The organism is Nannocystis sp. (assembly GCF_016714285.1).
Taxonomy (GTDB): Bacteria; Myxococcota_A; Polyangia; order Nannocystales; family Nannocystaceae; genus Nannocystis.
This window is the reverse complement of record NZ_JADJNN010000003.1, coordinates 81,023-106,316: the sequence shown is the minus strand read 5'-3', so window position 1 is coordinate 106,316 and position 25,294 is coordinate 81,023. Positions and strand designations below refer to the sequence as shown.

Sequence of the window (25,294 nt, the reverse complement as noted above, 5' to 3'; positions counted from 1 at the left end):
CGCCCGCCTCGACGTTTTGCCGCGCCACCACCGATACCCGCCATGCCCCGCGCCCGCCTCGACGCCCTGCACACCCTCCTCGCCGGCTTCGTCGCCCGCCCCGAGCCTGGCGTCCTCGTCATCGCCTGCGCCGACTGCGAGGTCCTCTATCTCCTCCACACCCTCGCCACCCTCGACCGCGACAGCCCCGCCGACCGCTTCCACACCGTCGCCGCAGCCTTCACCGACCTGCCCACATATCTAACCAACATTAGCGAGTCCCTCCCCGCCCATCTCTCTCCCGCAAACCTCGCACCCGCCACTGTCATCACCCCCCAGCTCGCCGCGCGCCACCTCACCGCCCTGTGGACGAAGCTCCTCGCCGACCTCCCTGCCGGCGATCACCGCCTCGTCTGCGCCCTCACCCCCGTCGAGATCGCCGACCCCACCACCTTCGCGGCCCTCACCACCGCCCTCCTCACCACCCCGCACGACCCCCGCCTCCGACTGCTCTTACGCGACGACGCGCTCAAACCACACACATTCGATGCCGCTGCCACCTGTCCCTCCGAGCAGGTCCTCGCATATCGCTTCTCACTCCCCCCCGCCCGCTTCATCGCCGACCTGCACGCCACCGCCAGCGACTCTCAGCGCCCGCCCGACCAGCGCGCCCAGGCCCTCCTCCAACTCGCCGGCCACGACCTCCACCATCGCCGCCACGCCGACGCCATCGCCCGCTGCGACCTCGCCGCGACCCTCGCTGTGACCCCCACGCTGCAGTCCCTCGCCCTCGCCCTCAAGGCCGACGCCCTCCGCCACAGCGGCGACTTCGAGGCCGCCCTCACCCTCGGCCGCGTCGCCCTCCAACGTGCCGCCGCCGTTGACGCCTTCCCGGTCGTCGTCCACGCGGCCCTCGCCCTCGGTGACCTGACCCGCTCGCTCGGCCACCGCCGCGAAGCCATCGCGTGCTTTCACGCCGCCGAGCGAGCCGCCGCGCACAACCACCGCATCGCCGACCACGCCCGCGCCGCCCGCGTCGCGCTCGAGGAGCCCTCATGCTAGTGCCCGACCCCTTCGCAGAGCCGCGTCCCGAACCCGCCGAGGTCTCGCTCGGCGAGGCCCTCCTCCGCCTCCACGATCGCCACCACGCCCCCTTCGCGGCCCCGACCACCCCCGAGGAGTCCCGCGAGCGGGAACGCGGCGGCCTCCTCGGTTCTGCCGCCCGCGTCGGCGGCGGGCTCCTCGGCATCGTCAGCACCCCCGGCGACCTCCTCGACACCATGATCGCCTTCGAGATGAAGTCGATCAGCGCCGCCATCGAGTGGCCCGCCGCCACCGACGGCACCGTGCACCTCGGCCTCACCCACTCCCACCTGCGTGGCGGCGTTCCGACCCCGGCGCTCCCAAGTATCGGACCCGTCTCCCTCGGCACCTGCCTCTCCGTGCTGATCCACGGCCTCCCCGCCGCACGCGTCGGCGATCTCGGCACCGCCCTCTCCTGCGGCACCTTCACCCCGCCCTACGAGATCACCACCGGATCGAGCAAGGTCTTCATCTCCGGCGCCCGTGCAGCCCGCGTCTTCGACCTCACCCGTCACTGCGGCACCATCGACCTCAAGGCCGCGGTCCCCTCGCTCGCCAAGCTCGCCATCGAGGTCGTCACCAGCACCGCCATGGACACGGTCGGCATCCGCTCCGAACAGCTCGCCGCTCGCGCCTCACACGAACGCTCCGAATACGCCGCCGAGGACGCCGCCGCCGAACCCGACACCGCCCGTGCCGCCACCCTCGCCGCCGACAGCCGCGGCCACGCCCTCGCTGCATCCCTCCACGGCAGCCAGGCCACCGCCAACACCGTCGCCATGTTCGCCCGCCTGCTCGTCGGCAAGGACCCCGGCCTCCCCCAGTGCATCGGCGCCCTCACCACCGGCCACGCCGACGTGCTCATCGGCGGCTTCCCCGTACCGGCCTCGCTCGAGCTCATCAAGCTCGGCATCACCAAGCCCCTCTCCCTCGTCACCCGCAACAACCGCCTCCTCGCCCGCTTCACGCACATGCTCCGCGGCCTCCCCACCCACGGCCGCATCACCAACGCCCTCCCCCAAAACCTCTGCACGTACACCGGCCACCCCGTCGACGTCGTCACCGGCGCCCTCGTCTTCACCGCCTGCGACCTCGACCTCCCCGGGTCCCCCGCCCTCCGCCTCGAGCGCCGCTACAGCTCGACGTGGAGCGACCGCCCCTCCCCGCTCGGCCGCGGCTGGTCGCACAGCCTCGACGAGGCCGTCTGGCTCGAGCCCAACCAGCTCGTCTACCGCGCCGACGACGGCCGCGAGCTCGAGCTCCCGATCCCCGACAACGACGACCCCCTCTACGTCCCCCTCCATCGCCTCACGATCCGCCGCCTCCCCGACCACCACTGGCAGATCTCCGACCACGACGGCCTCACCCGCCACTTCGCCCCGCTCCCCGGCGACCCCACCCGCGCCCGCCTCATCACCCGCCGCGACCACCTCGGCCGCGCCCTCCACTTCCACCACGACGACCACGCCCGCCTGATCCGCGTCCACGCCGACGACGGCCGCGAGATCCACCTCCACTACCAATCTACGCACCCCGAAGCCCTCACCCAGATCGACCTCCCCGACCCCGACAGCGACGGCTTCGTCCCCCACGTCCGCTACCACCACGATCACGACGACCTCGTCGAGGTCCACGACGCCCTCGGCCACCCCACCCGCTACCGCCACGACAACCACCGCATCATCGAGGAGACCCTCCCCGGCGGCCTCCGCTTCCACTTCACCTTCGACGGCCCCGGCAGCGACGCCGCCTGCACACGCACCTGGGGCGACGGCGGCATCCTCGACCACCGCCTCATCTTCGACCGCCCCCGCCGCACCACCCTCGTCATCAATTCTTGCAGCGAGACGACCACCTACCGCGCCGACGAGCGCGGCCTCGTCGTCGAGATCTGCGACCCCCGCGGCGCGACCACCCGCCACCAATACGACGCCCTCCTCCGCCCCACCGAGACCGTCGACCCCCTCGGCCACGTCACCCGCATGACCCACGACCCCCGCGGCAACTGCACCCGCCACGAGGCCCAAGGCGGCGCCATCACCCTCACCCGCTTCCACCCCACCCTGGACCTCCCCGTCGAGCGCATCGACCCCGCTGGCGGCGTCACCCGCTGGACCTACGACCCCCTCGGCCGCCTCCTGCACCACACCGACCCCCTCGGCCGCAGCACCGTCCACCACCACGACCTGTCCCCAGGGACATCCGACACCATCGTCCACCCCGACGGCCGCAGCACCGTCCACCACCGCGACCTGTCCCCAGGGACAGCCGAGACCATCGTCCACCCCGACGGCCGCAGCGAGCTCCACCGCCACGACCGCGCCGGCCGCCTGATCCACGTCCAGCGCTCCGACGGCAGCAGCCTCACCCACCACTTCGACCGCCGCGGCCAGCTGCGCCGCAGCGTCGACGAGCGCGGCCGCAGCGAGACCCGCGACCACGACCTCCTCGGCCGCCTCACGCGTCACCAGCTCCCGGACGGCGAGCTGCGCCTCGCGACCCACGACCCCCGCGGCCGCCAGCTCCGCGCCAGCGACCACCACGGCGAGCTGCGCTGCAGCTACACCGGCCTCGGCTGGCTGCACACCTGTAGCGACGCCACCACCGCACCGATCACCCTCGAGCGCGACCTCGAGGGCCGCCTCTCCCGCGTCGCCGGCCCCCACGGCACCCTGCTCCGCATCGAACGCGACCCCGCCGGCCGCGTCCGCAGCACCGTCGACGCCCTCGGCCGCGCACATCGATACACCCGCGACCTGCTCGGCCGCGTGACGGCGATCCGCCGCCCCGACGGCCAGCACACCCGCTTCACCCGCGACCCCGCCGGCCGCATCAGCACCCTCGACCACGGCGATGGCACCCGCGACCACTTCACCTACCGCAGCGACGGCGCCCTCCAGGCCGCCACCCGCCAGCACCAGGGCGGCCGCGTCACCACCGTCCGCCGCGAGCTCGACCCCGCCGGCCGCATCGTCCGCGAGCACCAGGACGAGCACAGCATCACCCTCGCGTACGACGTCAACGACCGCCTCCTCCGCCTGACCTCCTCCCTCGGCGCCGACCTCCGCTTCAGCCACGACGACCGCGGCCTCGCCCGCCTCGAGCTCCCCCGCGCCGAAAACCCGGACCACCCCGCGACCCGCGAGCCCTGGGCGATCAGCTTCGAGCGCGACCGCGACGGCCGCGAACAGGCCCGCCACCTCCCCGGCGAGCTGCTCGCCTGGTGGCACCGCGACGAGCACGGCCGCCCGCTCGAGCACGGCCTGGTCGCCAGCCGCCCGCCGCAGATCTACCGCCACCGCCGCTATCACCGGAGCGGCCCCCACCTGCACATCGACGAGGCCGCCCGCCGCCGCAGCCCCGTCGCCCTCCCCGTCCCCACCGACACGATCTGGCACTACACCTGGAACGCCGCCGGCGAGCTGCACACCGCCACCGCCACTCCCGGCCCCGCGATCTCCTACCGCCACGACGCTCTCGGCCGCCGCATCGCCCGCGTCCGTGACGGCCACGAGACCCGCTGGCTGTGGCACGGCGACGTCCTGCTCCACCAGTGGACCCACCACCGCGACCTCATCACCTGGGCCTGCGAACCAGCCCACGGCGCCCCGCTCGCCCGCCTCACCGCCACCACCCGCCACGCCGTCGTCACCGACCACCTCGGCAGCCCCCTCGCCCTCGTCGACGCCCACGGCCAGCTCGCCTGGTCCGCCGAGCTCGACGAGCGCGGCCTCCCCCGCCCCGTCCGCGGCGACCCCCACCTCTGCCCCTTCCGTCACCCCGGCCAGCTCGCCGACCCCGACACCGGCCTCGCCTACAACCGCCTCCGCGACCTCGACCCCGCCACCGGCCGCTACCTCTCCCCCGACCCGCTCGGCCTGCTCGGCGGCCTCGACCTCCACGCCCACGTCGCCGACCCGCACACCCAGACCGACCGCCTCGGCCTCAGCCCCGAGCTCCCCCACGGCGTCCACGCCCGCGTCGCCGCCGAGCTGGTCGCCGACTTCCCGCTCACCGACCTCCCGCCGCACCTCGCCGAGCTCGCCCGCCACCCCACCGCCCCTGGCGACCGCCAAACCGGCATCGCAACCATCTACGCCACACCCCCACGCGCCCCCTGCGAGTGAGCAGGGGAGCCCGCCGGGTCCATCGGCCCAGCGGGTCGAATCATCACAGCACAAAAAACCCGCCAGGCCCAAGGCGCCCGGCGGGTCGAATCATCACAGCCCGATGAGCCAGATCATGCCGCGTCGGAGCTGCTCCAGCTATCCACGTACTCCGCCCCGCTCGGCTCGTAGATCCACTTGATCGTGTGATACACGAGCCGCACCGTCTCGAGCGGCGGCGTGGTCGCGGCCGCCGGGTCGATCGCGCTGGCCGAATGGCGCTCGATCGAGTCGACCCGCCCGTCGCTGATCTCGATCGTGAAGAACTGCTCCGTCGTCCCGTCCCCGCTCGGGCTCGGGCGATAGAAGCGGAAGCAGCCCTCGATCTTCTCGTTCTTGCACAGCGCCTTCGCCAGCATCGGCGAGCTCGCGTCGATGCGCTTCACCAGCTCCAGCGGCTCGTGCACCCGCCGCCCCACCGGGGCCCGCGTCCCGAGCTCCCGGGCCGTGCGCACCTTGTCCTTGAACTCGAGGCACTCGATCGTCTTGTCGCGCCCGAGGTCGTGCTGCGAGCTCTCGCCCGCGATCTGGTTTCCGTTCGCCTTCAATGTCAGATGGATGGTTTCAGCCATGCCGGCAAGCTAGCAAGCGCCCAGGCGAACGCCCGCGCGCAGCCCCGGCGCCGACTCACGGCCGCAGCTTCCGTAATCCCCAAGACATATTCTGTACACATCGACAGCCCGCCGATCCTCCGCACATATTTATTTGCACCGAGCCCTGGACACCCATCAATCACCGATCCATACCCTGCACCCATGAAAAACCACGTCGGTTCGGTCGCCCCCCGCGAGCGCGTCAATATCACCTATCGCCCGGCCAGCGAGGGCGCCCAGGAGGATGTCGAGCTCCCCTTCAAGATCCTCGTCCTCGGGGACTTCACCGGCCGCGACGACGACCGCCCGATCGAGGAGCGCCCGCCGATCTCCGTCGACAAGGACAACTTTGACAAGGTCATGGCGGCCCAGCAGCTCGGCGTGGAGATCTCGGTCCCCAACGCCCTCCACGACGGCCCAGATGCCAGCGCAGAACCCGGCCCCGACGCCGGCGAATTGGCGGTGTCCCTGCGCTTCGCCTCGCTCGCCGACTTCCGCCCCGAGGGCCTGGCCCAGCAGGTCCCCGAGCTGCGCCGCCTGCTCGAGCTGCGCGCCGCCCTGGTCGCCCTCAAGGGCCCGATCGCCAACGTGCCCGGCTTCGTCCGCAAGATCCGCGAGCTCCTGAAAGAGCCCGCGCAGCGCGAACGCCTGCTCCGCGAGCTCGAGCTCGAGGACCAACACACCTGAGGAGCCAACCGCCATGTCCACCGCCACCGCCACCTCGCCCCTCCTCTCCACACTCCTCGCCGAGACCCGCCTCTCACCCGACGACGGCGACGCCTACGCGCTCGTCCGCCGCGGCGCTCGCACCCTCCTCGACGACCTCCTCCGCGCCAGCGAACCCACACCCCGCGTCGACCGCGACCGCGTCCACGCCCTCATCGCCGACCTCGACCGCCGCCTCTCCGCACAGGTCAACCTCCTCCTCCACCACCCCGCCGTCCAGCAGCTCGAGTCCGCCTGGCGCGGCCTCAAACACCTCGTCGACCACGTCGACTTCCGCGAGAACATCCGCCTCGAGCTCGTCAACGCCAGCAAACACGACCTCGCCCAGGACGCCGAGGACGCCCCCGACATCACCCAGTCCGGCCTCTACAAACACCTCTACGCCCGCGCCTTCGGCGTCCTCGGCGGCAAGCCCTACGGGGTCGTCTGCGCCACCTTCGACATCAGCACCAACAGCGAGGACCTCGCCCTCCTCCAGCACTGCGCCGCCGTCAGCGCGATGGCCCACGTCCCCCTCCTCGCCAACGCCAGCCCGCGCATGTTCGGCCTCGCCAGCTTCGCCGAGCTCAGCCGCATCAAGGACCTCGAGGCCGCCTTCGAGGGCCCACAGTACGCCCGCTGGAGCAGCTTTCGCGACCACGAAGATTCGCGCTACGTCGGCCTCTGCGCCCCCCGCTTCCTCCTGCGCGCCCCCTACGGCCGCCGCGACAGCGAGCTCGCCGTCAAGGCCTTCGACTTCAGCGAGGCCGTCATCGACCACCACGACCGCTACCTCTGGGGCCCCGCGTCGATCGCCCTCACCGCCCGCGTCGCCGAGTCCTTCGCCCGCTACCGCTGGTGCCCCAACATCATCGGCCCCCAGGGCGGCGGCTCGGTCCACGGCCTGCCGCTCCACCAGTACGAGCAAGGCGGCGAGCAGAAGACCCGCCTCCCCTGCGAGACCGCGATCACCGACCGCCAGGAGCTGCAGCTCGCCAACCTCGGCTTCATCGGCCTCGTGCTCCGCCAGGACAGCGACAACGCGGCCTTCTTCTCCGCCAGCTCGGCCCAGCGCCCGCGCAGCTTCACCCGCACGCCCGAGGGCTTCGCCGCCCAGCAGAGCGCCCAGCTCGGCGCCCGCCTCCCCTACATGTTCGTCATCACCCGCCTCGCCCACTACCTCAAGGTCCTGCAGCGCGAGCAGATCGGCACCTGGAAGGGCCGCGCAGACCTCGAACGCGAGCTGACCCGGTGGATCCGCCAGTACGTCGCCGACATGCCAGACCCCTCGCCCGAGACCCGCTCGCGCAAACCACTCCGCCGCGCCCGCATCGCCGTCGAGGACGTCGAAGATCAAGTCGGCTGGTACCGCTGCAGCCTGCAGATCGAGCCCTTCATCCAGTTCGAGGGCGTCTCCTTCACCCTCTCCCTCGTCGGCAAGCTCGACAAACAGTGAGCCCCACCATGCCCGCCCTCCACCGCACCCCGCACGACGACGAGGACGGCGAGACCGTCCTCTACCAGCGCCAAGCCCCCGCCTCCCGCTGCCCGATCTGCCCCTACCGACATGTCCTCGAGAACATGTCCCAGGACACCTCCGCGATCCCGGCGCTCGGCATCCTCCCCCTGCCCTCCCACCATCGCAACCCCCCCGCCACCCTCCCGCGCCCCGCCCTGCTCGCCGAGCCGCGCGGCAGCGGCACCCTGCTCCTCCCCGACGCGCTCAAACCCGGCGGCCCCGAGGCGGCGACGGTCGCCGGCCCGCTCGCCACCGCCGCCGCGCCCACGCACCACACCACACCCGCGCCCTTCGACGAGCTCGCCTCCCCCGACATCACCGTCCTCCAGATCCCCGCCGTCACCCCCACCCCCACGCGCCCGCGACCTCGCCGCGCTCCACCCGACCCGCACGCCTTCTTCGTCCTGAACCTCTGCCTCGGCCTCGCGATCGTCATCGGCCTGCTCGCCCTCGCCGCCCGCGCCCTCCAGCCCCCGGCCGCAACCGCCGCCCCGGAGCCCCATGCGAGCCAATAACCCCGGCGGCCCGCCCCGCGCCACCCTGCGCCAGATCGGCGACGACGAGCGCCTGCTCGTCCTCGATCGCCCCGTCCTCCACATCGGCCGCGCCCACGAGCGCTGCAGCCTCGTGTTCGCCGACCCGGAGCTCGCGCCACAACACTGCTGCCTCCGCCTCCGCGGCGCGCAATGGTGGCTCCTCGATCGCGGCGCACCCGCGGGCACCTACCTCAACAACCAGCGCTGCCGCGAACCCACCGAGCTCCGCGATGGCGACCGCATCTCCGTCGGCCTCCGCCTGCTCGAGTTCCGCTGCGCCCCCATCCGCCCGCTCACGCTCGCCAGCCCGGACCCCCTCGAGCTCACCCTCGACAACCCGCCACCGCCACCGCGCGCCGCGCCCTTCGTCGCCCGCCGCCCAGGCCTGCTGCGCACCGCCTGCCTGACCGCCCTCGCCGCCTGCGCCGCGACCCTCCCCGTCGCCGCCAACCTCACAACCCCTGTCCCTTCGGACATGTCGGATCACACCTCGCCGAACACCCGAGACACACCCCTCGACCACATCTCGCCGACCAACCGCGACGCCCCACCCCGCGACCACACCTCGCCGACCACCCGCGACACCTCTCCCCGCGACCACACCTCGATCGCCCACACCGCGACCCACCCCGAGTTCGTCACCGAACCACCTGCCCTCGAGCTACCCCCCGACGCCCGCACCCGCGGCCGCCCCGACGCTGGCACCCTCGAGCACGCGCTCCAGCTCCCGCCCTCGCCCGACTACACGATCCGCTGCCCCGCCCATGCCTACGCCAGCTCGACCACCGCCAGCGAGCTCATGCAGGCCCTCGCGAGCTTCCGCAACCACAGCGGCTACCGCGGCGAGCTCGTCGTCGGCGACCTCAGCCTGCCCGCTGGCGGCCGCTACGGCCCGCACCGCTCGCACCAGTCCGGCCGCGACGTCGACCTCTGGCTCCCCATCGTCGGCGGCCGCTACCGCCGCGGCTGCGTCCGCTGCGGCACCGACCTGTGCCGCCCCGCGCCGCACGAGGTCGACTGGCGCGCCACCTGGCAGCTCGTGCACGCCCTCGCCACCAGCGGCCGCGCGCAGGACATCTTCCTCGCCTGGGAGCTCCACCCGCAGCTCCGCCGCGCCGCCCGCTCTCTCGGCGTCCCCGAGCCCGAGCTCGCCCAGGCGATCCAGCACCCCGTCCGCGGTCGCGCCGCCCTCGTCAAGCACGCCGCCGGCCACACCCACCACCTCCACGTCCGCTTCCGCTGCCCACCCGACGACCCCAGCTGCGTGGCATCGCCCTGACAGCAACCCGGCTCCTATACCTCGCACGCTGCCACCCTCACACGCACCCGGGCTGCGACCACCCCAGCGCCCGACAGGCCCGCCGCCGAAGCCCCGCCTCGGTCTCATCGGTGGCCTCGGTCTCACCTGTCCCATCGGACAGCTCCCAGGCGCGCACCACCCCGTCCGCCCCGCCGCTCACGACCCAGCCATCCACCGTCGCCAGCGCCGTGATCGCCCCCGCGTGCCCCGCCCGCAGCGTGGCCGGCAGCCGACGACTGCGCTGCTCGAGGTCCCAGCGGACCAGCGCCCCGTCGCGGCCGACCCCGATCAACCACCGCCCGCCCCCACCCACCGCGAGCCTGTCCACCGGGACAGGTGTCTCCGCGACCAGCACCAGCGGCGGCCCACCACGTCGGACCCTCCGCGCCAGCTCGGACACCCGCAACGCATCGTCCTCGCCGACCGACGCCACCGCATCACCGACCCACGCCACCGCCTGCACCGCCCCCGCGTGGGCGGTCAGCGTCTCAGCTCGCTGGCCCTGGCCCTGGCCGCGCGCGCGCCGTCCAAGCGACCAGCGCGTGACCAGCCCCGCGGCGTCGCCGACGACCACCTGCGAGCCGCTCGCATCCAGAGCCGCCGCCGTGATCACCGCCCCGGTGCGCAACACGAGCCCGGGCCCGCGACCGATCTGCCACACCGCCGCCCGCCCCGCCCCGAACCCCAGCACGCGATCCCCCGCGACCTCCAGCGACGTCACGCCAGCCCACGCGCGCCACTCCTCGGCGATCGCCCACACCCCATCCGCCCCGACACGCCACACCGAGATCCGCCCCCCGGCCTCCGCGACCACCAGCCGATCGTCACCAGCGAAGCTCAACGCCAGCACCGACTCCCCGCGCATGACCTCCCGCAGCGGACCATCGAGCCCACCCACGCGAACACCCCCGTCCGCCCCGGCCACCGCCACCCGCCCCTCGCCATCAAGCGCCACCGCCTGCACCCCATCCACCTCGATCCGCCGCCCCGGCCGCTCGCGCTCCCACACAAACAAAGCGCCGTCCTCGTCGAGCCCCACCACCTGCCCGTCGGCCCCCGCCAACAGCGAGCGCAGCCCCGCCGGGTGCTGCCCGAGCCGCTGACTCTCGCTGCGCGCCAGCGCCGAACGCAGACCCGCCGCAGCCCGTGACTGCCCCGCGCACGCGGTCCCACGCACCCGCTCAAGCGCCCGCAGCCCCTCACGCAGCGCCGACTCGACATCAGGCTCGAGCGCCGCCGCATCCGCGACCGCGTCCGCCTCGAGCAGCGCCGGGTCATCCGCCCGGCAGCTCACCGCCACCACCGCCGGCATCACGATCGGCCGATCCCACGCCCACGCCGTCGCCCACCCGCCGAGCACCGCCAGCATCACGCCCACCACCGCCACCCCGACCCGAGCGATCGCCCTCCCACGACCTGTCCCATGCGACATGTCCCCAGCGCCACCTCGTTTGTCCACCCGCACCTCTGTCCGAACCACCGCCGTCGACGCCCGGACCACCGCCGCCACCACCGCCGCCACCACCGGGACCACCGTCCCCGCCGCCGCCACCGGCCGCGCCCCACGACGCGCCACGATCTCGAGCCGCAGCTCACCCAACGCGATCGCCTGCCCCGGCTCCACCGAGCAGCTCCCGACGATCCGCCGCCCCGCGACCACGGTCCCGTTGACCGACCCCAGATCTTCCACCACATAGGACCCCTGCAGCCCGCAGGAGATCCGGCAATGGCGCCGCGAGAGCGACGGATCTTCCAGACACAGCTCGCAGTCCGTCCCGCGGCCCACCGTGATCGTGGTGGCAGCAAATCGATGCACCCGCGGCGCCTGCCCCGGGCATTCCAGCTTGATCTCAATCATGACGCGACGGCCAGCATAGCAGCCACCAACGCCCTATCCAGCCCTCAGCACAATCCCTCAACGCCCCGCCACAACCCACATTCATGCACGCGCAACAGCCCGCGTAACGCACCCCACACAAACTGCCATCAACCCCGCCTCACCGCCTTCGCCACCTTCTTCTTCACCGCCGCCTTCTTCTTCACCGCCACCTTCGCCACCTTCTTCTTCACCGCCACCTTCTTCTTCACCGCCACCTTCGCCACCTTCTTCTTCACCGCCACCTTCACCACCTTCTTCTTCACCTTCACCTTCGCCACCTTCGCCACCTTCGCCACCTTCGCCGCCCCCCCCCCGCCCCCTGCCCGCTCGCGCCGAGCTCCGCCACGAGCTTCTTCGGCGCGATCGCCCGGTAGCTCTCGTCCACCCACTCCCGCAGCAGCTCGAGCGGCGCCTCGTCGCGCGGCCCGAAACGCGAAGTCACCCACCCGCTCTTGCCGAGCCCGTACCCCGTCGGCGACGCGAAAGGCAGCATCTGCGCCACCTCGTGCGAGCGCGGCAGCTTGCACGACATCGACAGCTGTCCGCCCCCCGCGTGCATGAACATGAAGGCCTTGCCGTTCACCTTCACCGCCACCTCGCCCCACGGAAACTCCTCGTACGCCCCGGGGTAGCTCATCGCCATGGCGCGCAGCGCCGCCGCGTTGCTCTGGATGTGGTCCTGGTTCGCCATCGCAAGCTCCTCCTCGCGCGCCCCCGAATATCTGTCAATCCATTTCACCACACCACTGAACATCACCGCCCGGCCACAGCGACGCCGCCACGGCGTCATGCCGCCCAAGGCCGCCGCGAAGCGCCCCCGTCGTGCGCTCGCGCAGCCCCGCGTCACGGCGCCGGGTGAGCCGCCCGGTACGCCCGCCCCATCTCCGCCAGCTCCGCGAAGCGGTACAGCGGCCGCACCACGATCGGCTGGGTACACACGAAGCTCCGCTTCTCCGGCACCTCCGCGTTCAGCAGCCCCAGCACCGTCGCCACCCGCGCCTTCTCGAGGTTCCCCGCGACAAACGCCACCACCCGCCGCCCCCGGTGCCGCGCCTCCCAGATCTCCGAGAACTCGAGCGCCAGCTCCGGATGCTCGCGCAGCAGCTTCTCCACCACCGGTATCGGCCCGTCCTTCGGCGCGTCCGCGGGCAAGCTCATGAACGTGGTCACCAGCCCCGGCCCGCACATCTCCTCCTCGCCGAAGCCGAAGTCCTTCGCCGCCCGCTCATCCAGCAGCTCCAGCCGCAACATGTCGTCCGACGGCAACCCCAGCGGCGTCGCCACCGCCCGCGTCCGCAGCACCACCTCGCGCGAGTACTCCGTGGCCCCCAGCCGCCGCCCCGCCCCGGTCACGCCCGCCACCCACACCTCCCCGTCGCCCGACCACACCTGATTCGGCGCGACCCGGTGCCGCTGCGCCGCCGCCTCCGCGTCGCCGTACACCTCGCTGTAGTCCGACTCCGCCGTGAAGTACTCCCAGTGCTTCTCCGCCATATCCGCGAACTGCACCGTCGGCAACGCCACCTTGCGCCACTTCTCGCCGTCGCTGCTGCGCCACAGATGCCCCTGGTCCGCGGCCTCGCCCTCGTAGCGGTAGCGCTCTGGACTCGTCACCGCCCACAGCACCCCGTCGTCGCCGGCCGCCAGCGAGCGCAGCGGCTCCTTCGTCGGCAGCGAGCGCAGGCTCCACGCCTCGCCGTCGAAGCGCGCCAGGTACGACCCCTCCGCCAGCGGCGCCGCGATCCACAGCCCGCCGTCCGGATGCGCGACCAGCTGCAGCGTCGCGTACTCGCCGGGCAGGCTGTGCTCCGCCATCGGCAGCGGCGAGCGCTGCGGCTCGCTCGCCCCCTTCGCCCAGCGCAGCAGCGTCAGCGTGCCCTGCTCATCCTTCACCACCGCGTCGATCTCCCCGCTCACCCGCGCCGTGAAGGCCCGCGCTGTCGACCCCGCCGGAAAGCTCGGCGGCGCCGCGCTACCCGGCCTGGCGTCGAGCACATCGAAGCGGGGCCTCGCAGCGGCCAGCGCCGCGTCGTGCCGCTTCTGCGCCGCCGCCGGCACCTCCTCGCCGCTGCCGTACTTCGCCAGCACCCGCGGGTCCAGCGACTGCACCCGCAGCGCCAGCGTCTGCCCGTCCGTCCACGCCGCGAAGCCGCTGTAGTACCACTGAAGGATCCCCTCCACGTTGGCCTTGCGTTGCCAGCGCTCGCCCTTGCGGTAGTACACGTAAAATTGACTGTCCCAGCGCTGCCCCGAGAAGTACGCGCTGATCCACGTGCTCTCCGGCCAGCGCCCGCCGACCGTGCCCGTGTGCCAGTCCGTCAGGTACAGCTCGCCTGGATCGAGGAAGCCCCAGGTCATGCCCGGCCGCCGCGACAGCGGCTCTCCGCCCGCCGACTCCGCGATCGCCTGCGCCCCGACCACCAGCAGCACCCCGTTGCTCATCGGATACAGCCCGAGCCGCCCGTCGCGATACGCCGCCAGATGAAACTCGCTGGCCACCGCCTCCACCGCCTCGGCCGGCTCCGCCTCCCGCTCTGGCTCCGCCTCCCTCAGCTCCATCGGTGGCGCCTCCCCCTTCGTCGCCACCGCCTTCGTCGCCTCCCCCTTCGTCGCCTCGCCCGGCTCCGCCTTCACCGGCTCCGCCTTCACCGCCGCCGTCTTCGCGGGCGCCGCGACCGGGGTCCCCGGCGAGGCCACCTCACCGCAACCAGCGAGGAGCAGCGACACAAACACGACACCACGAGCCGGACGCACCATTCCGCAAGGATACCGCCTCTACTCGCGCGATCGCGCCCGCCCCGACGATCGCTGATCGCTGATCGATGCATCGCCACCGATCCACGCCGGGGGTCGCCCCGTACAGCCGCCGACCGGGCACGCGGATGTGCGGCGCTCCGGACCCTGACAGTGACAGCCAAGCGAGATGCATGATGATGTCGAAGCACATTGCGACGAGTGTGATCGCGTTGACCCTCACGATCGGCTGTGACGCCGATCCCGAGGCCCGGGCCCATGATATCGCGGCCCTCGCCGACGACGATCTCGACCCGGAGATCCGGGCCCAGATCGAGGCCGAGCTCGCCGACGATGACGCGCGCCCCGAGGCCGTCGGCGATCTCAGCGACGACGCCGCGACCCCGGGCGGCTGCTTCTTCTGCCCGCCGCCGCCGGCGAACGACCCCTCCACCTACACCCCCGTGGTCCTCGGGCCCTACGTCCAGGTCAACGCCCAGAGCAACCCGATCCTGTACATGCAGGCCGCGAGCTCCTTCATCGTCCTGCCCGGCGCGACGGTCCGCCTGCAGGTGCCCAACAGCGTCCAGAGCTACGGCCCCTACGCCCTCTCCTACGACGTCTCCGGCACCCAGATCCGGGCCAACGTCAGCGGCGGCTTCCCCAACAACAGCTGCCGCATCATCACCGTCACCAACCCCAACAACCACGTCTCCTCGCCCGTCCAGCTCTGTCGCTGACGCGCCGCCCTGCCGCGAAGCGTGATAGCTTCCCGCCGCGGTGTCCGCAGCGACCACCACCGACGCGGCCAACGGGCGACAAGACCCGCGACAAGACCCGCAACGAGACCCGCAGCCGCCACACGGGCCACCACAAGACCCGCAGCCCACCCCGCTGGTCCGCGCCCGCGACCTCGACCTGCGCTACCCGGGCGGCCTGCTCGCCCTCGCCGGCGTGGCGCTCGAGCTCCACGCCGGCGAGTTCGTGGCGATCGTCGGACCCTCCGGCTCCGGCAAGTCCTCCCTCCTCCGCGCCATCGCCGGCCTCACGCCCACCTCGCGCGGCGAGCTCCGCGTCGCCGGCCTCACCCCCGCACACGCCCGCACCCGCTGGGCCCGCGCCGCCTTCGTGTTCCAGGACCCCACCCTGCTCCCCTGGCGCAGCGTCCGCGACAACGTCGCCCTCCCGCTCGAGCTCGGCCGCTCGCGCAGCACCACCCTCGATCACCGCGCCGAGGTCGACCGCGCCCTCACCCTCGTCGGCCTCGCCGACTTCGCCGAGGTCCACCCCGACCAGCTCTCCGGCGGCATGCGCATGCGCGCCTCCCTGGCCCGCGCCCTCGTCACCCGCCCCGAGCTCCTCCTCCTCGACGAACCCTTCGGCGCCCTCGACGAGCTCACCCGCGAACGCCTCGACGACGAGCTCCTCCGCCTGTGGCAGCGCGACCGCTTCGCCGCCCTCGCCGTCACCCACAACCTCGCCGAGGCCGTCCTCCTCGCCGACCGCGTCCTGGTCCTGTCGCCCCGCCCCGGCCGCGTCATCCACCAGCAAGCGATCGAGCTCCCACGCCCGCGCCCCCCGGGCCTCCAGCACACCCCCGAGTTCGCCGCCCAGCTCGCCACCCTCCGCGCCCGCGTCCAGGAGTCCGCATGACCCGCGAACCCCTCCGCGGCCCGTATGACCCGCGCCCGCGTCCAGGACCCCGCATGACCCGCGCCCGCGTCCCCCGCCAGTCCTGGGAGTCCGCATGACCCGCGAGCCCCTGTGGACCCGCCTGTGGCCGCCGCTGCTGCTGTTCGCCGGCTTCCTCCTCGCGTGGCAGCTGCTGTGCGTGCTGCTCACGCCGCCGGCCTACCTCATCCCGGCCCCGACGCGGATCGCCGCCGCCGCGATCGCCGAAGCCAGCGCCCTCGCCACCGGCACCGCCCTCACCGCCCTCGCCGCCCTCCTCGGCCTCGTCATCAGCCTCGTCCTCGGCACCGCGATCGCCGTCGCCTTCTCACAGTCACGCGCCCTCGCCCGCAGCCTCTACCCCTACGCGATCTTCCTGCAGACCGTCCCGATCGTCGCCGTGGCCCCGCTGATCGTCATCTGGTTCGGCACCGGCCTCACCAGCGTCGTCCTCGTCGCCGTCATGATCAGCCTGTTCCCCGTGATCACCAACGGCACCACCGGCCTCACCCGCGTCGACCCGCAATACCTCGAGCTCTTCGCCATGCGCGACGCCTCGCGCCTCCAGGTCCTGCTCAAGCTGCGCCTCCCCGGCGCCGTCCCCTACCTCGTCACCGGCGCCAAGATCTCGAGCGGCCTCGCCGTCATCGGCGCCATCGTCGGCGAGTTCTTCGCCGGCTACGGCGCCGCCGGCTACGGCCTCGGCTACCTCATCGTCCAGAACTCCGGCCGCCTCAAGACCGCCGACCTGTTCGCCGCGATCTTCGCCTGCACCCTCCTCGGCCTGCTCCTCTTCGCCGCCGTCTCCCTGCTCGGCGAGCTCGTCCTCCGCCGCTGGCGCGGCCGCGAACACGAGGCCTGACCATGCCCGGCCCGCTCACCGCCGACCTCGAGGTCGCACAGCTCCTCGCCGACCACCACAAGCACGTCGTCGGCGACCTCCACTGGCGAACCGACGACGCCGGCGGCCACGACTTCGTCGCCCCCGTCCGCTCCAGCACCGGCGAGCTCGTCGTCCGCGGCCAGCGCTGCCCCGCCGCCGGCTCCCTCCGCTTCGCCCTCGTACTCCGCGGCGTCGGCCGCATCCTCGCCCTCGACCTCGGCCACACCCACCTCGGCCCGGACGGCCGCAGCACCGGCGAGCTCCACCTCCACCGCTGGCAACCCGGCCACCGCGACCGCCTCGCCGAGACCCCAACACCACACCACCCCGCCGACCTCCACGCCGCCTGGCAGCTGTTCTGTCGCCTCGCCCGCCTCACCCACGACGGCCAGCTCAGCGACCCACCTCCGGCACAGGAGACCCTCCTGTGACCGAACCTGTCCCCGAGGCCAGCCCACATGTCCCTTCGGACAGACAACATGTCCCCGAGGACATCTCACAACAAGCTGTCCCCACGGACATTCAACCTGTCCCATCGGACAGCCAACCTGCCCCCGAGGCCAGCCAACCCCCCGACCTCCGCACCGCCCTCGCCGCCCCGATCTTCAGCGCCCGCGAGCACGGCCCCCACCTCCGCGTCACCACCCCCTTCACCCTCCCCGACGGCGACCTGCTCACCCTCTTCGTCCTCCGCCACAGCGACCCCCCGCTGCTCGGCGACCTCGGCGAGACCCTGCGCTGGCTGCGTTCCCACCTGTTCCACGACCCACCCGAGCGCCAGCAGCAGCGCGTCGCCGAGGTCTGCGCCGACCTCGGCGTCGAGCTGCGCTCCGCCGAACTGCGCACCCACTGCCGCCCGCACGAGCCGCTGACCCGCGCGCTCACCCGCCTGGCCCAGGCCTGCCTCCGCGTCGCCGACCTGCGCGCGAGCCTCCGCCCGCGCAAGCCCCCGCCCTTCGCCGACGAGGTCGAGGCCCACCTGCGCGCCACGCTGACCGCACGCCCCCTGGCGATCGTCCGCGGCGACCGCATCGCCGGGATCTCCGCGACCACCTGGAGCGTCGACTTCCGCGTCCGTACCCCCGAACGCCACCTCCTGATCTTCCTCCTGGCCAGCGAGCGCCGCGACCACGCCCGCAAGCTCGCCGAGCACGTCGTCGCCGCCTGCACCGACCTCAGCCACCTCCGCAAGCTGCGCCGCACCCCGGTCCAGTTCATCACCGTCTTCGACGACCGCGGCTCGGCCTGGAACGACGCCGACGAGCGCCTCGTCACCCCCTTCGCCACCCCCTTCCGGTGGAGCGAGCGCAACACCTGGGTCCCCGCCCTCGAGGCCCCCGACGACGACCCTGACCTCGACCTCGACGATGGCGACCCCAACGACGAACCCGACCCCCCCTTCACCCTCGTCCCCGACCCCGAACCCCACGGCCGCATGACCCTCCACGCCCGCCCCGCGACCCCCGCGGACTTCCCGAACTTCGCCCGCCTCTTCACCGAGCTCGGCACCGGCGACCCGGTCCCGCCCGAGGCCACCTGGCAGGTCGACCAGCGCCCCTCCACCCTGTTCTACGAGCAGGACGGCGAGCTCGTCGCATACACCTACTTCGAGGTCATGCGCGACCTCGGCTACCTGCGTAACCTCGTCGTCGCCCCCGAACACCGCGGCCGCGGCGTCGGCACCGAGGTCATGCAGATCCTCGCCAAGCACCTTCGCGCCCGCGGCTGCACCCGCTGGTGCCTCAACGTCGAGCCGGACAACACCGCCGCCGTGCGCCTGTACCACGGCGTCGGCCTGCGCACCGTCCACCGCGCCGCCGCCCTCCGCTTCGCGTGGGACCTGGTCGACGCCCTACCCGGCGCCGACCTGTCCCTCACGACATGTCCGATCGACCCGGCCGAGGACGCCGCGATCGAGGCCGCCTTCGACCTCCCACCCGGCCAGCTCGCCACCCAGCGGGCCCAGCGGCGCGTCATGCTGCGCCTGCGCGACCCCGCCGACCCCGGCGACCCCGGCCTCGGCTTCGCCTGCTTCAACCCCGACTTCCCCGGCGCCTACCCGTTCCGCGTCGCCCACCTCGCCCACGCCAGACCCCTGCTCGCCGCCCTGCGCCCGCACGCCCTGCCCGACCCCGCCTACATGCAGCTGGTCGCCGAGGCCGACGAGCCCCTGCACAACCAACTCATCGCCCTCGGCGCCACGCTCCGCATCGAGCTGCTCTACCTCCGCGGCGACCTGCCCTGAGGGACAGCCCGCGAGCCGCCGCGACCTGCCCTGAGGGACAGCCCGCGAGCAGCCGCGACCTGCCCTACGGCGCAGCCCCGAGCCGCAGCGTGAAGCGCGTGTGCAAGCTGCGAGCGTTCGGCCCCGCCGGGTCGGGCTCCTTGTCGAACGCCACCTCACCGCGCAGCCCGGTCAACCGCAGCATCAACCGCTCGACCGGCGAGTCGGCGATCGGCAGCGGCACGAACACCGGCGCGATCGTCGTGCCGAGCACCGGATCTCCCGCACCGCTCGCGTCCAGCGTGAAGCCCGAGCCCCCCTGCGTGGTCACCGGCGCGAAGCCGAAGTAGTCGAGCCCGCGCGCCGCCAACTGCTGCGCGTCGGCCCGCCCCGCGTCGGCCTGCCCCGCGACCACCAGCGCCGGGTCGCCGCGCAGCAGCACCTCCGCCGAGCGCCGCGCCCCCGCCTGGGCCCCGTTGGCCTGACCCTGGATCGTCCACAGCAGCGCCGTCCACAGCGGCGCGCCCGGCTGCGAGCTGCCCTGCAGCACGAACTGCGAGCTCCCCTCCGGCCCGCTCGTCGGCAGCTTGCCGTCGAGCAGGCGATCGACCGCGCTCTGCAGCGTCGCCACGTCGAGCGCCAGCACCACCGCCGTCCCGGTCTGCACATAATGCAGCGCGACCGCGTCCGCGATCTCGCGGTTCGGCAGCAGCGGCGCCGTCTTGCTCATCCCCACCCGCACGATCGACAGGTCGCGGTGCTTGCTCACCTCGCCCCACTCGATCATCCCCGGCGCGACCTCCCCGAGCATCGCCCGGATCGCCGTCAACGTCGCCACCAGCATCGCCGGGTTCTTCACCTCCGCCGCCGCGTACACCGGGAACTTCCCGACCTTGCGCCACAGGTCGACGTCGTTGAACTCGCCGCCCGCGAACTTCTCCGGCGCCAGCTGCACCTTGTCGTCGAACTTCGCCAGCATCTCCACCAGCGCCGCCCGGTCCTCGAGCCCGACCAGCACCCAATCGCCGAGCCAGCCGATGCCGATGTCCGACTTCCCGGTCGCCGCGCGCATGATCCCGTCGAGGTCGCCGCGCAGCCGCGCGTCCTTGCCGACCGCCCACACCGCCAGCAAGCCGCGGTCGTGCGGCCCAACCTGCACCCGCGTCCCGCCAACGATCGCCTCGATGTCGCTGTAATCCGTCGCCGAGATCAGCGGCAAGATGCGCACGTCGACCTCCGCCGCCGAACCCCCCGCCTCGTCCTTCACATCCAGCCGGATCGCCACGGGGTCAATGAACTGCTTCCAGTATTGCTGATAACCCCGCACGAAGTTCTCATACGCAAGCTTCTCCGCCTCGCTCACCTGCGTCACCGCCGGCAAATCAATCAGCGGCGTCAGGGCCGAGACCTGACCCCAGCTCGAGCGCGCCGGCCCGCCCGGCGTGAACTCGATCGCGGCACCGTCCGCGTGCTTGAGCTCCTCGCTGGCCAACAACCCACTCTTCACCAGCGCCTCGGTGCTCGCCGGCGCCTGTCCGAACAGCCAGCCGTGCAGCAGCGCCGCGTAGCCCGGCGTCAGCAGCTCCGCCAGCGCCTGCTGCCGGCGCGCCGCCTGGACCTTCTGCTGCGGCCCGATCACCCCCGCGATGAACTTGTCGCTGAGGAACGCAAAGGCCTGATGCGCCCCCGGGTCGCGCGCCAGCATGTAGCGCAGGTCCGCCTCGTCCGCGAGCCGCGGTGTCCGCCCGCCGAGCGCGTCGAGCACCCGCTCCGTCGCCCGCGGCGAGTTCGACACGATCGCCAGCTCCTTCACCTGCGCCCGCTGCTGCCGCACCTTCCCGCTCGGATCGCGGCTCTCCTGGATCTGCACGCCCTGGTAGTCGCGCGTGGTCGTCGTCAAGCCCGGCAAGTCGCGCCCGTACGCCGCGAGGTGACCCGCCATCTCCTGGTCGAAGATCGCCTGCTGCTTCACGCTGAACAGGATCGTGATGTCGCTGCCCTCGCGCAGGTACGGGTCGCTGCCCACGATCGCGACCTGGCCGACCACCGTGTGCCCGAACAGCTTGGCCAGCTCGGTGCGCCGCAGCCCCAGCTGGGCCTGGTAGCGGTCCGCGAGGTGGCGGTCCTCCGGGTTCTGCTGCAGCACCTGAACGATCGGCGTGATCCACGTGTCCGCCTCGTCGAGCAGGCGCAGCAGCAGGCGGATGTCATCCACCCGCGCGTACCAGAACTCGGCCGGCACCGCCGCCGCCAGCGGCTCCGGCGCGCCCGCGCCCGGGTCCGGCAGCTTGGCCTGCATCGCCGCGAACGGGTGGGCGTCGAGCGCCGGCAACACCAGCTCACTCACCGCGATCGTCCGCTGCTCGTCGCCGCGATCGAGGCGCAGCCCGCGGTCGTGCTGCAGCGCCTCCTGCATCGACATCACGCCGGTCGTCGTGTCCATCAGCAGCGACAGATCCGTGCGCCGCTCCGGCCGCACGAGGCCGCCGTCCAGGCCCGCCATGCCGCCCTTCAAACCACCCGGCAGCAGCGCCCGCACCCGCCCCGCCGCGAACTGATACCACGGGTGCTGCGTCCGCCAGCGATCGCCAAACTGCTCCGAAAATGCGTCGACCCAGCGCCGCTGCAGCTCCTTGTCCGCCGGCGCCGCCTTGCGCTCCCCCGCCGTGAACGGCACCCGCACCCACTCCCGCTTGCCGTCGCTCCAGCGCTCGCCGAACAGCGCCCCCGCGACCTCGTCCCCGCCACCGAGCTTGCGCCGCACCAGCACCCGCGACTCCACTCCGCCCATCCCCGTCGCCACCACCGCGATGTCCCCCGCCACGCCGCCCGTCAGCTCCACGTGCGTGCGGTCGAAGTCGAGGCTCGACTCCTCACTCGACAGCGGCAACACCAGCTCGAGATACTCGTGCGTCGCGTCGACACCCGTCGCCGCCACCTTGCCCGCCAGCTGCTTGCCCGCGACCACCGCCCGCGTCCCCGTGCGCAGCGCCGGCAGCGGCTCCGCCGGCGGCAGCTTCGCAACCTCGTCCGGCGCTCCACCCCCCGCGCTCGTCGGGCCCGTGCTCGTCTGCGGGTTGCAAGCCCACAGCCCGGCAGTGAGAGCGAAGGGGAGCGACCAGCGACGACGACGAGCAGTGTGAGTCACGCGCGAGAGCTTATCAGCCCGCCCCACAGCCCACCGTCCCCGCGTTGTCGTGGTTGCGTCGCCGCGACCCGCGTGCTCGTGCACGCGAGCAATCCCTCCGCGCGACCACCCGCGTGCGCGTGCACGCAATAACCCCTGTCAAACCCAGCCCAGCTCCGCCGCCACCCGGTCCTGCTCGGCCAGCAACTCCACCTTTCGCGGCTCGCTCATGAAGCTGTGGCGCACCCCCGCGGCCGCCAGCGCGCGCAGCTGCGCCGCGTCCCACCCGTACGCCGCGGCGCAGCGGCGGTACTCCTGCACCAGCGAGGTCGCGAACATCGGCGGGTCATCGCTCGCCAGCGACACCGCCAGCCCGGCCGCGAGCAACCGCGGCAGCGGATGCGCCGCGAGGTCCGGGTACAGACCGATCCCCAGGTTGCTGGTCGGGCACACCTCGAGCGGCACCTGATGCAGCGCGAGATGCTCGAGCAACGCCGGCTCATCGACCGCCCGCACCCCGTGACCGATGCGGTCCGCCCCGAGCACCGTCAGCGCGTCCCAGATGCTCCGCGGCCCCGCCATCTCGCCCGCGTGAGGCAGCGAGCGCAGCCCCTCCGCGCGCCCCCGGGCGAACACCGGCCCGAACGGCGCGATCGGCCAACCCGCCGCCTCGGGCCCCGAGAAGCCGAGCCCGATCACCCCCTGCTCGCGCCCTCGCAGCGCCAGCTCGAGCGTCGGCGCGGCCTGGTCACCGAGGCTGCGCACGATGTCGAAGACCCACGCGAGCTCCACACCGTACTGCTCCCGCGCCCGCGCCCGACCCTCCGCCAGCCCGGCCAACATCACCGCCGCATCGACCCCGCGAGCGACATGCGTCATCGGCGTGAAGGTCACCTCGGCATAGACCACCCGCTGCGCCGCGAGCTCGCGCCCCAGCGCCACGGCGATCTCACAGAAGTCCTCCGCATCCACGAGGCACGCCGAGATCGCCAGGTACATGCGCACGAACTCCGTGAAGCTCGCGAAGCGGTAGTGCTCCCGCAGCCCCGCAGCCCCGTCGGCCATCCCCGGCAGCCCCCGCCCGTGGCGCCGCGCTAGCCGCAGCGCCAGCTCCGGCGGGATGCTGCCCTCGAGGTGCAGGTGCAACTCGACCTTCGGCAGGCGCCCAATGAGCTCCCCGAGCCCCGCGTCGAGCCCATCGTCCAGGCCACTGTCGGAGCCACTTTCAGAGCCACTCACAGCGCCGACCATAACCGACGCGCCCCACCGCTGGCCACCGCCACCGCCGCGGGCCCAAAAAATTCGCGAGGCCGCCGTTCCGGCGACCCCGCGCAGTCGTAAAATCTCGGCCCCGCGTCGCGCAGGGCCCCGCGACTAACCCGAGTTCGGGCAGCGGTACTGAATGTCGATCATGCCGGTCATCTGGAAGTCAGCGCAGGCCTGACCGCACAGCTCGATGCGCACCGGATCGTCCGGGTTCACCTTCTCGAGGTAGTGCCAGCCATCCTCGGTCGCGCAGTCCATGACCTGCATCTTGCCGTACTTCTCCTTCACCGTGACCTCGACGTAGTCGAGGTACACCGGCGACGGATCGAGATCGAGGGTGCAGCTGAGGATCTGCATCGAGATCATGTCCAGCGCGGCCTGCAGCTCGTCCTGGTTGGTCGTGTTGAAGAACTTCTCGGCGCCCGCGCGCGGCACACCGCCGGCGATCGCCACCTCGTTCAGCTTGTCGTAGGTGTTGGTGCTGTCCGGGTTGCCGTCCTTGGTCGTCCCGCTCACCTCCTGCGAGATGTCGATCCCGACCACGTAGGTCTTGATCCCCTTGGCCGCCGCGTCGGCCAGCGTGGTCGCCAGCTTGTCGTCGTACACCTCGAACAGCGCCGCGTTGTCGGGCGCGCCGTCGGGGCAGTTCGCCGCGCCGTCGGTCACGAGGATCATGAACTTGGGCTGGTCCGCCGGTGCCGCCTCCAGCTCCGTGATCGCCGTGTTCACGCCCTTCGTCGCCGGCGTGCCGCCCTGGATCACCGTCTTGTCGGCCTTCGCCGCCGGGATCGCCGCGATGATGTTCGCCGCGTTCATCGCCCCCACCGCCACCTCCGGCTTCGCGTTCACGACGCAGGCCACCGCGCTGTAGTCGGCCTTCGCCGCCTTCGACGGGAACAGCACCACGCCCATGTTCATCGAGCCGTTGAAGCCGTTGGCGATCAGGTCGACCACCGACCACAAGCTCTCCCAGCGCGTGATCTTCGGGGTCGCCGGCGACACCATGTCGGCGTCCTGGATGCCGTCGTCGTCGGCGTCGTCGGCGTCGTGGTCCCAGAACCCGCCCGGCGTCGCCACCATCGAGCCCGACTTGTCGAGCACCAGCATGACGCTCGGCGTCACGATCGGGATGTTCACCACCGACTCGCCGCAGTCGTTCGGGTCGAAGGTCGTGTTACCCCCCGTCGGCTCCGTCTCGCCGCCAGTCGGGAGCACCGCCGTCGTCGCCTCCGTCGCGCTCGCGCTGCCCGAGCCCTCCGTCGCGCTCGCACTCTCCGTCGCCGTCACCGTCGCCGTCGCCGTGATCGTGATCGTGTTGGAGTTCGAGTTGGAGTTCGAGTTGGAGTTCGACTCCGACTCCTCGCCACTCCCCTTGCCGTTGTCGCCACATGCCCCGGTGAAGCCGACAGCGAGGCCGGCAGCGAGGATGGACATCACGGACAGTAAACGCGCGCTGCGCTTCATAAGCTGGTAGTTCCTTCGAGGATGAGTTGTGGATGCCGGCCCAGTGAGCCAGGCGCACCCCACTATAGCCGCCACCCCGCGAAGGTGTCAGCAGCTTCCTGCGGGCAGATCTGCGCCGCGGACCGCCACACCCCCGGAGACCCGTTGCGGACAGCTGACCGGCTCT

The 25,294-nt window shown here is 72.5% G+C and carries 19 protein-coding genes; 11 read left to right on the top strand and 8 right to left on the bottom strand.

Annotated features, from left to right (window positions below; genetic code table 11):
* Nucleotides 1-42 precede the first annotated feature (42 nt).
* Entirely contained in the window at nucleotides 43-1,041 is a 999-nt protein-coding gene (locus IPJ59_RS08110) for a hypothetical protein (RefSeq protein WP_293270660.1), read from the top strand.
* A complete protein-coding gene (locus IPJ59_RS08105) occupies nucleotides 1,035-5,189 on the top strand; it encodes a DUF6531 domain-containing protein (protein ID WP_293270659.1) in 4,155 nt (1,384 codons plus the stop codon). Before IPJ59_RS08110 ends, IPJ59_RS08105 begins: the two co-directional genes overlap by 7 nt.
* Before the next feature lie 113 nt (nucleotides 5,190-5,302).
* Here the strand turns inward: IPJ59_RS08105 and tssD are convergent, their stop codons facing one another.
* On the bottom strand, nucleotides 5,303-5,800 hold the full coding sequence (tssD, locus tag IPJ59_RS08100; RefSeq protein WP_293250205.1) for a type VI secretion system tube protein TssD: 498 nt from the start codon (nucleotides 5,798-5,800) through the stop codon (nucleotides 5,303-5,305).
* A gap of 183 nt (nucleotides 5,801-5,983) precedes the next feature.
* Between tssD and tssB the strand changes: the two genes are divergently transcribed.
* The 4 genes from tssB to IPJ59_RS08080 are packed head-to-tail and all read left to right on the top strand — an operon-like array spanning nucleotide 5,984 to nucleotide 9,860.
* The gene (gene tssB, locus IPJ59_RS08095) at nucleotides 5,984-6,508 is read left to right on the top strand and encodes a type VI secretion system contractile sheath small subunit (RefSeq protein ID WP_293270658.1); all 525 of its coding nucleotides are present in this window, start codon (nucleotides 5,984-5,986) and stop codon (nucleotides 6,506-6,508) included.
* A 13-nt stretch (nucleotides 6,509-6,521) separates the two neighbouring features.
* Entirely contained in the window at nucleotides 6,522-7,982 is a 1,461-nt protein-coding gene (gene tssC, locus IPJ59_RS08090; RefSeq protein ID WP_293270656.1) for a type VI secretion system contractile sheath large subunit, read from the top strand.
* Between the two features lie 8 nt (nucleotides 7,983-7,990).
* Nucleotides 7,991-8,560 carry a hypothetical protein gene (locus tag IPJ59_RS08085; protein WP_293270654.1) on the top strand — a complete coding sequence of 190 codons (570 nt, stop codon included), beginning with the start codon at nucleotides 7,991-7,993 and terminating at the stop codon, nucleotides 8,558-8,560.
* Complete coding sequence (locus IPJ59_RS08080; protein WP_293270652.1) at nucleotides 8,547-9,860, top strand: penicillin-insensitive murein endopeptidase; 1,314 nt, start codon at nucleotides 8,547-8,549, stop codon at nucleotides 9,858-9,860. The genes IPJ59_RS08085 and IPJ59_RS08080 overlap by 14 nt, the downstream gene beginning before the upstream one ends.
* 37 nt (nucleotides 9,861-9,897) lie before the next feature.
* Here IPJ59_RS08080 and IPJ59_RS08075 read toward each other — a convergent pair whose 3' ends face one another.
* From IPJ59_RS08075 to IPJ59_RS08060, 4 genes are all read right to left on the bottom strand, one after another.
* Nucleotides 9,898-11,739: an FHA domain-containing protein gene (locus IPJ59_RS08075; protein WP_293270651.1), complete on the bottom strand. Its 1,842-nt coding sequence runs from the start codon at nucleotides 11,737-11,739 to the stop codon at nucleotides 9,898-9,900.
* 128 nt (nucleotides 11,740-11,867) lie between these two features.
* Complete coding sequence (locus tag IPJ59_RS08070; protein WP_293270649.1) at nucleotides 11,868-12,047, bottom strand: hypothetical protein; 180 nt, start codon at nucleotides 12,045-12,047, stop codon at nucleotides 11,868-11,870.
* Nucleotides 12,026-12,451, bottom strand: a complete 426-nt coding sequence (locus IPJ59_RS08065) for an MmcQ/YjbR family DNA-binding protein (protein WP_293270648.1) — start codon at nucleotides 12,449-12,451, stop codon at nucleotides 12,026-12,028. Before IPJ59_RS08065 ends, IPJ59_RS08070 begins: the two co-directional genes overlap by 22 nt.
* A gap of 152 nt (nucleotides 12,452-12,603) precedes the next feature.
* Nucleotides 12,604-14,517: a hypothetical protein gene (locus tag IPJ59_RS08060; protein WP_293270646.1), complete on the bottom strand. Its 1,914-nt coding sequence runs from the start codon at nucleotides 14,515-14,517 to the stop codon at nucleotides 12,604-12,606.
* 176 nt (nucleotides 14,518-14,693) lie between these two features.
* Between IPJ59_RS08060 and IPJ59_RS08055 the strand changes: the two genes are divergently transcribed.
* From IPJ59_RS08055 to IPJ59_RS08035, 5 genes are all read left to right on the top strand, one after another.
* The gene (locus IPJ59_RS08055) at nucleotides 14,694-15,233 is read left to right on the top strand and encodes a hypothetical protein (RefSeq protein ID WP_293270645.1); all 540 of its coding nucleotides are present in this window, start codon (nucleotides 14,694-14,696) and stop codon (nucleotides 15,231-15,233) included.
* A gap of 40 nt (nucleotides 15,234-15,273) precedes the next feature.
* Nucleotides 15,274-16,146: an ABC transporter ATP-binding protein gene (locus IPJ59_RS08050; protein ID WP_293270643.1), complete on the top strand. Its 873-nt coding sequence runs from the start codon at nucleotides 15,274-15,276 to the stop codon at nucleotides 16,144-16,146.
* A gap of 94 nt (nucleotides 16,147-16,240) precedes the next feature.
* A complete protein-coding gene (locus tag IPJ59_RS08045) occupies nucleotides 16,241-17,026 on the top strand; it encodes an ABC transporter permease (protein WP_293250184.1) in 786 nt (261 codons plus the stop codon).
* 2 nt (nucleotides 17,027-17,028) lie between these two features.
* Nucleotides 17,029-17,478 (top strand): hypothetical protein, encoded by a 450-nt coding sequence (locus IPJ59_RS08040; protein WP_293270641.1) that lies wholly within the window; start codon nucleotides 17,029-17,031, stop codon nucleotides 17,476-17,478.
* Complete coding sequence (locus IPJ59_RS08035) at nucleotides 17,475-19,292, top strand: GNAT family N-acetyltransferase (RefSeq protein WP_293270639.1); 1,818 nt, start codon at nucleotides 17,475-17,477, stop codon at nucleotides 19,290-19,292. Before IPJ59_RS08040 ends, IPJ59_RS08035 begins: the two co-directional genes overlap by 4 nt.
* 64 nt (nucleotides 19,293-19,356) lie before the next feature.
* Here the strand turns inward: IPJ59_RS08035 and IPJ59_RS08030 are convergent, their stop codons facing one another.
* The 3 genes from IPJ59_RS08030 to IPJ59_RS08020 form a co-directional block, all read right to left on the bottom strand.
* Nucleotides 19,357-22,419, bottom strand: a complete 3,063-nt coding sequence (locus IPJ59_RS08030) for a hypothetical protein (protein WP_293270638.1) — start codon at nucleotides 22,417-22,419, stop codon at nucleotides 19,357-19,359.
* Nucleotides 22,420-22,557: 138 nt separating this feature from the next.
* Nucleotides 22,558-23,637 (bottom strand): adenosine deaminase, encoded by a 1,080-nt coding sequence (add, locus tag IPJ59_RS08025; protein ID WP_293270636.1) that lies wholly within the window; start codon nucleotides 23,635-23,637, stop codon nucleotides 22,558-22,560.
* Nucleotides 23,638-23,772: 135 nt separating this feature from the next.
* Nucleotides 23,773-25,098, bottom strand: a complete 1,326-nt coding sequence (locus IPJ59_RS08020) for a VWA domain-containing protein (RefSeq protein ID WP_293270634.1) — start codon at nucleotides 25,096-25,098, stop codon at nucleotides 23,773-23,775.
* Nucleotides 25,099-25,294: the final 196 nt, after the last annotated feature.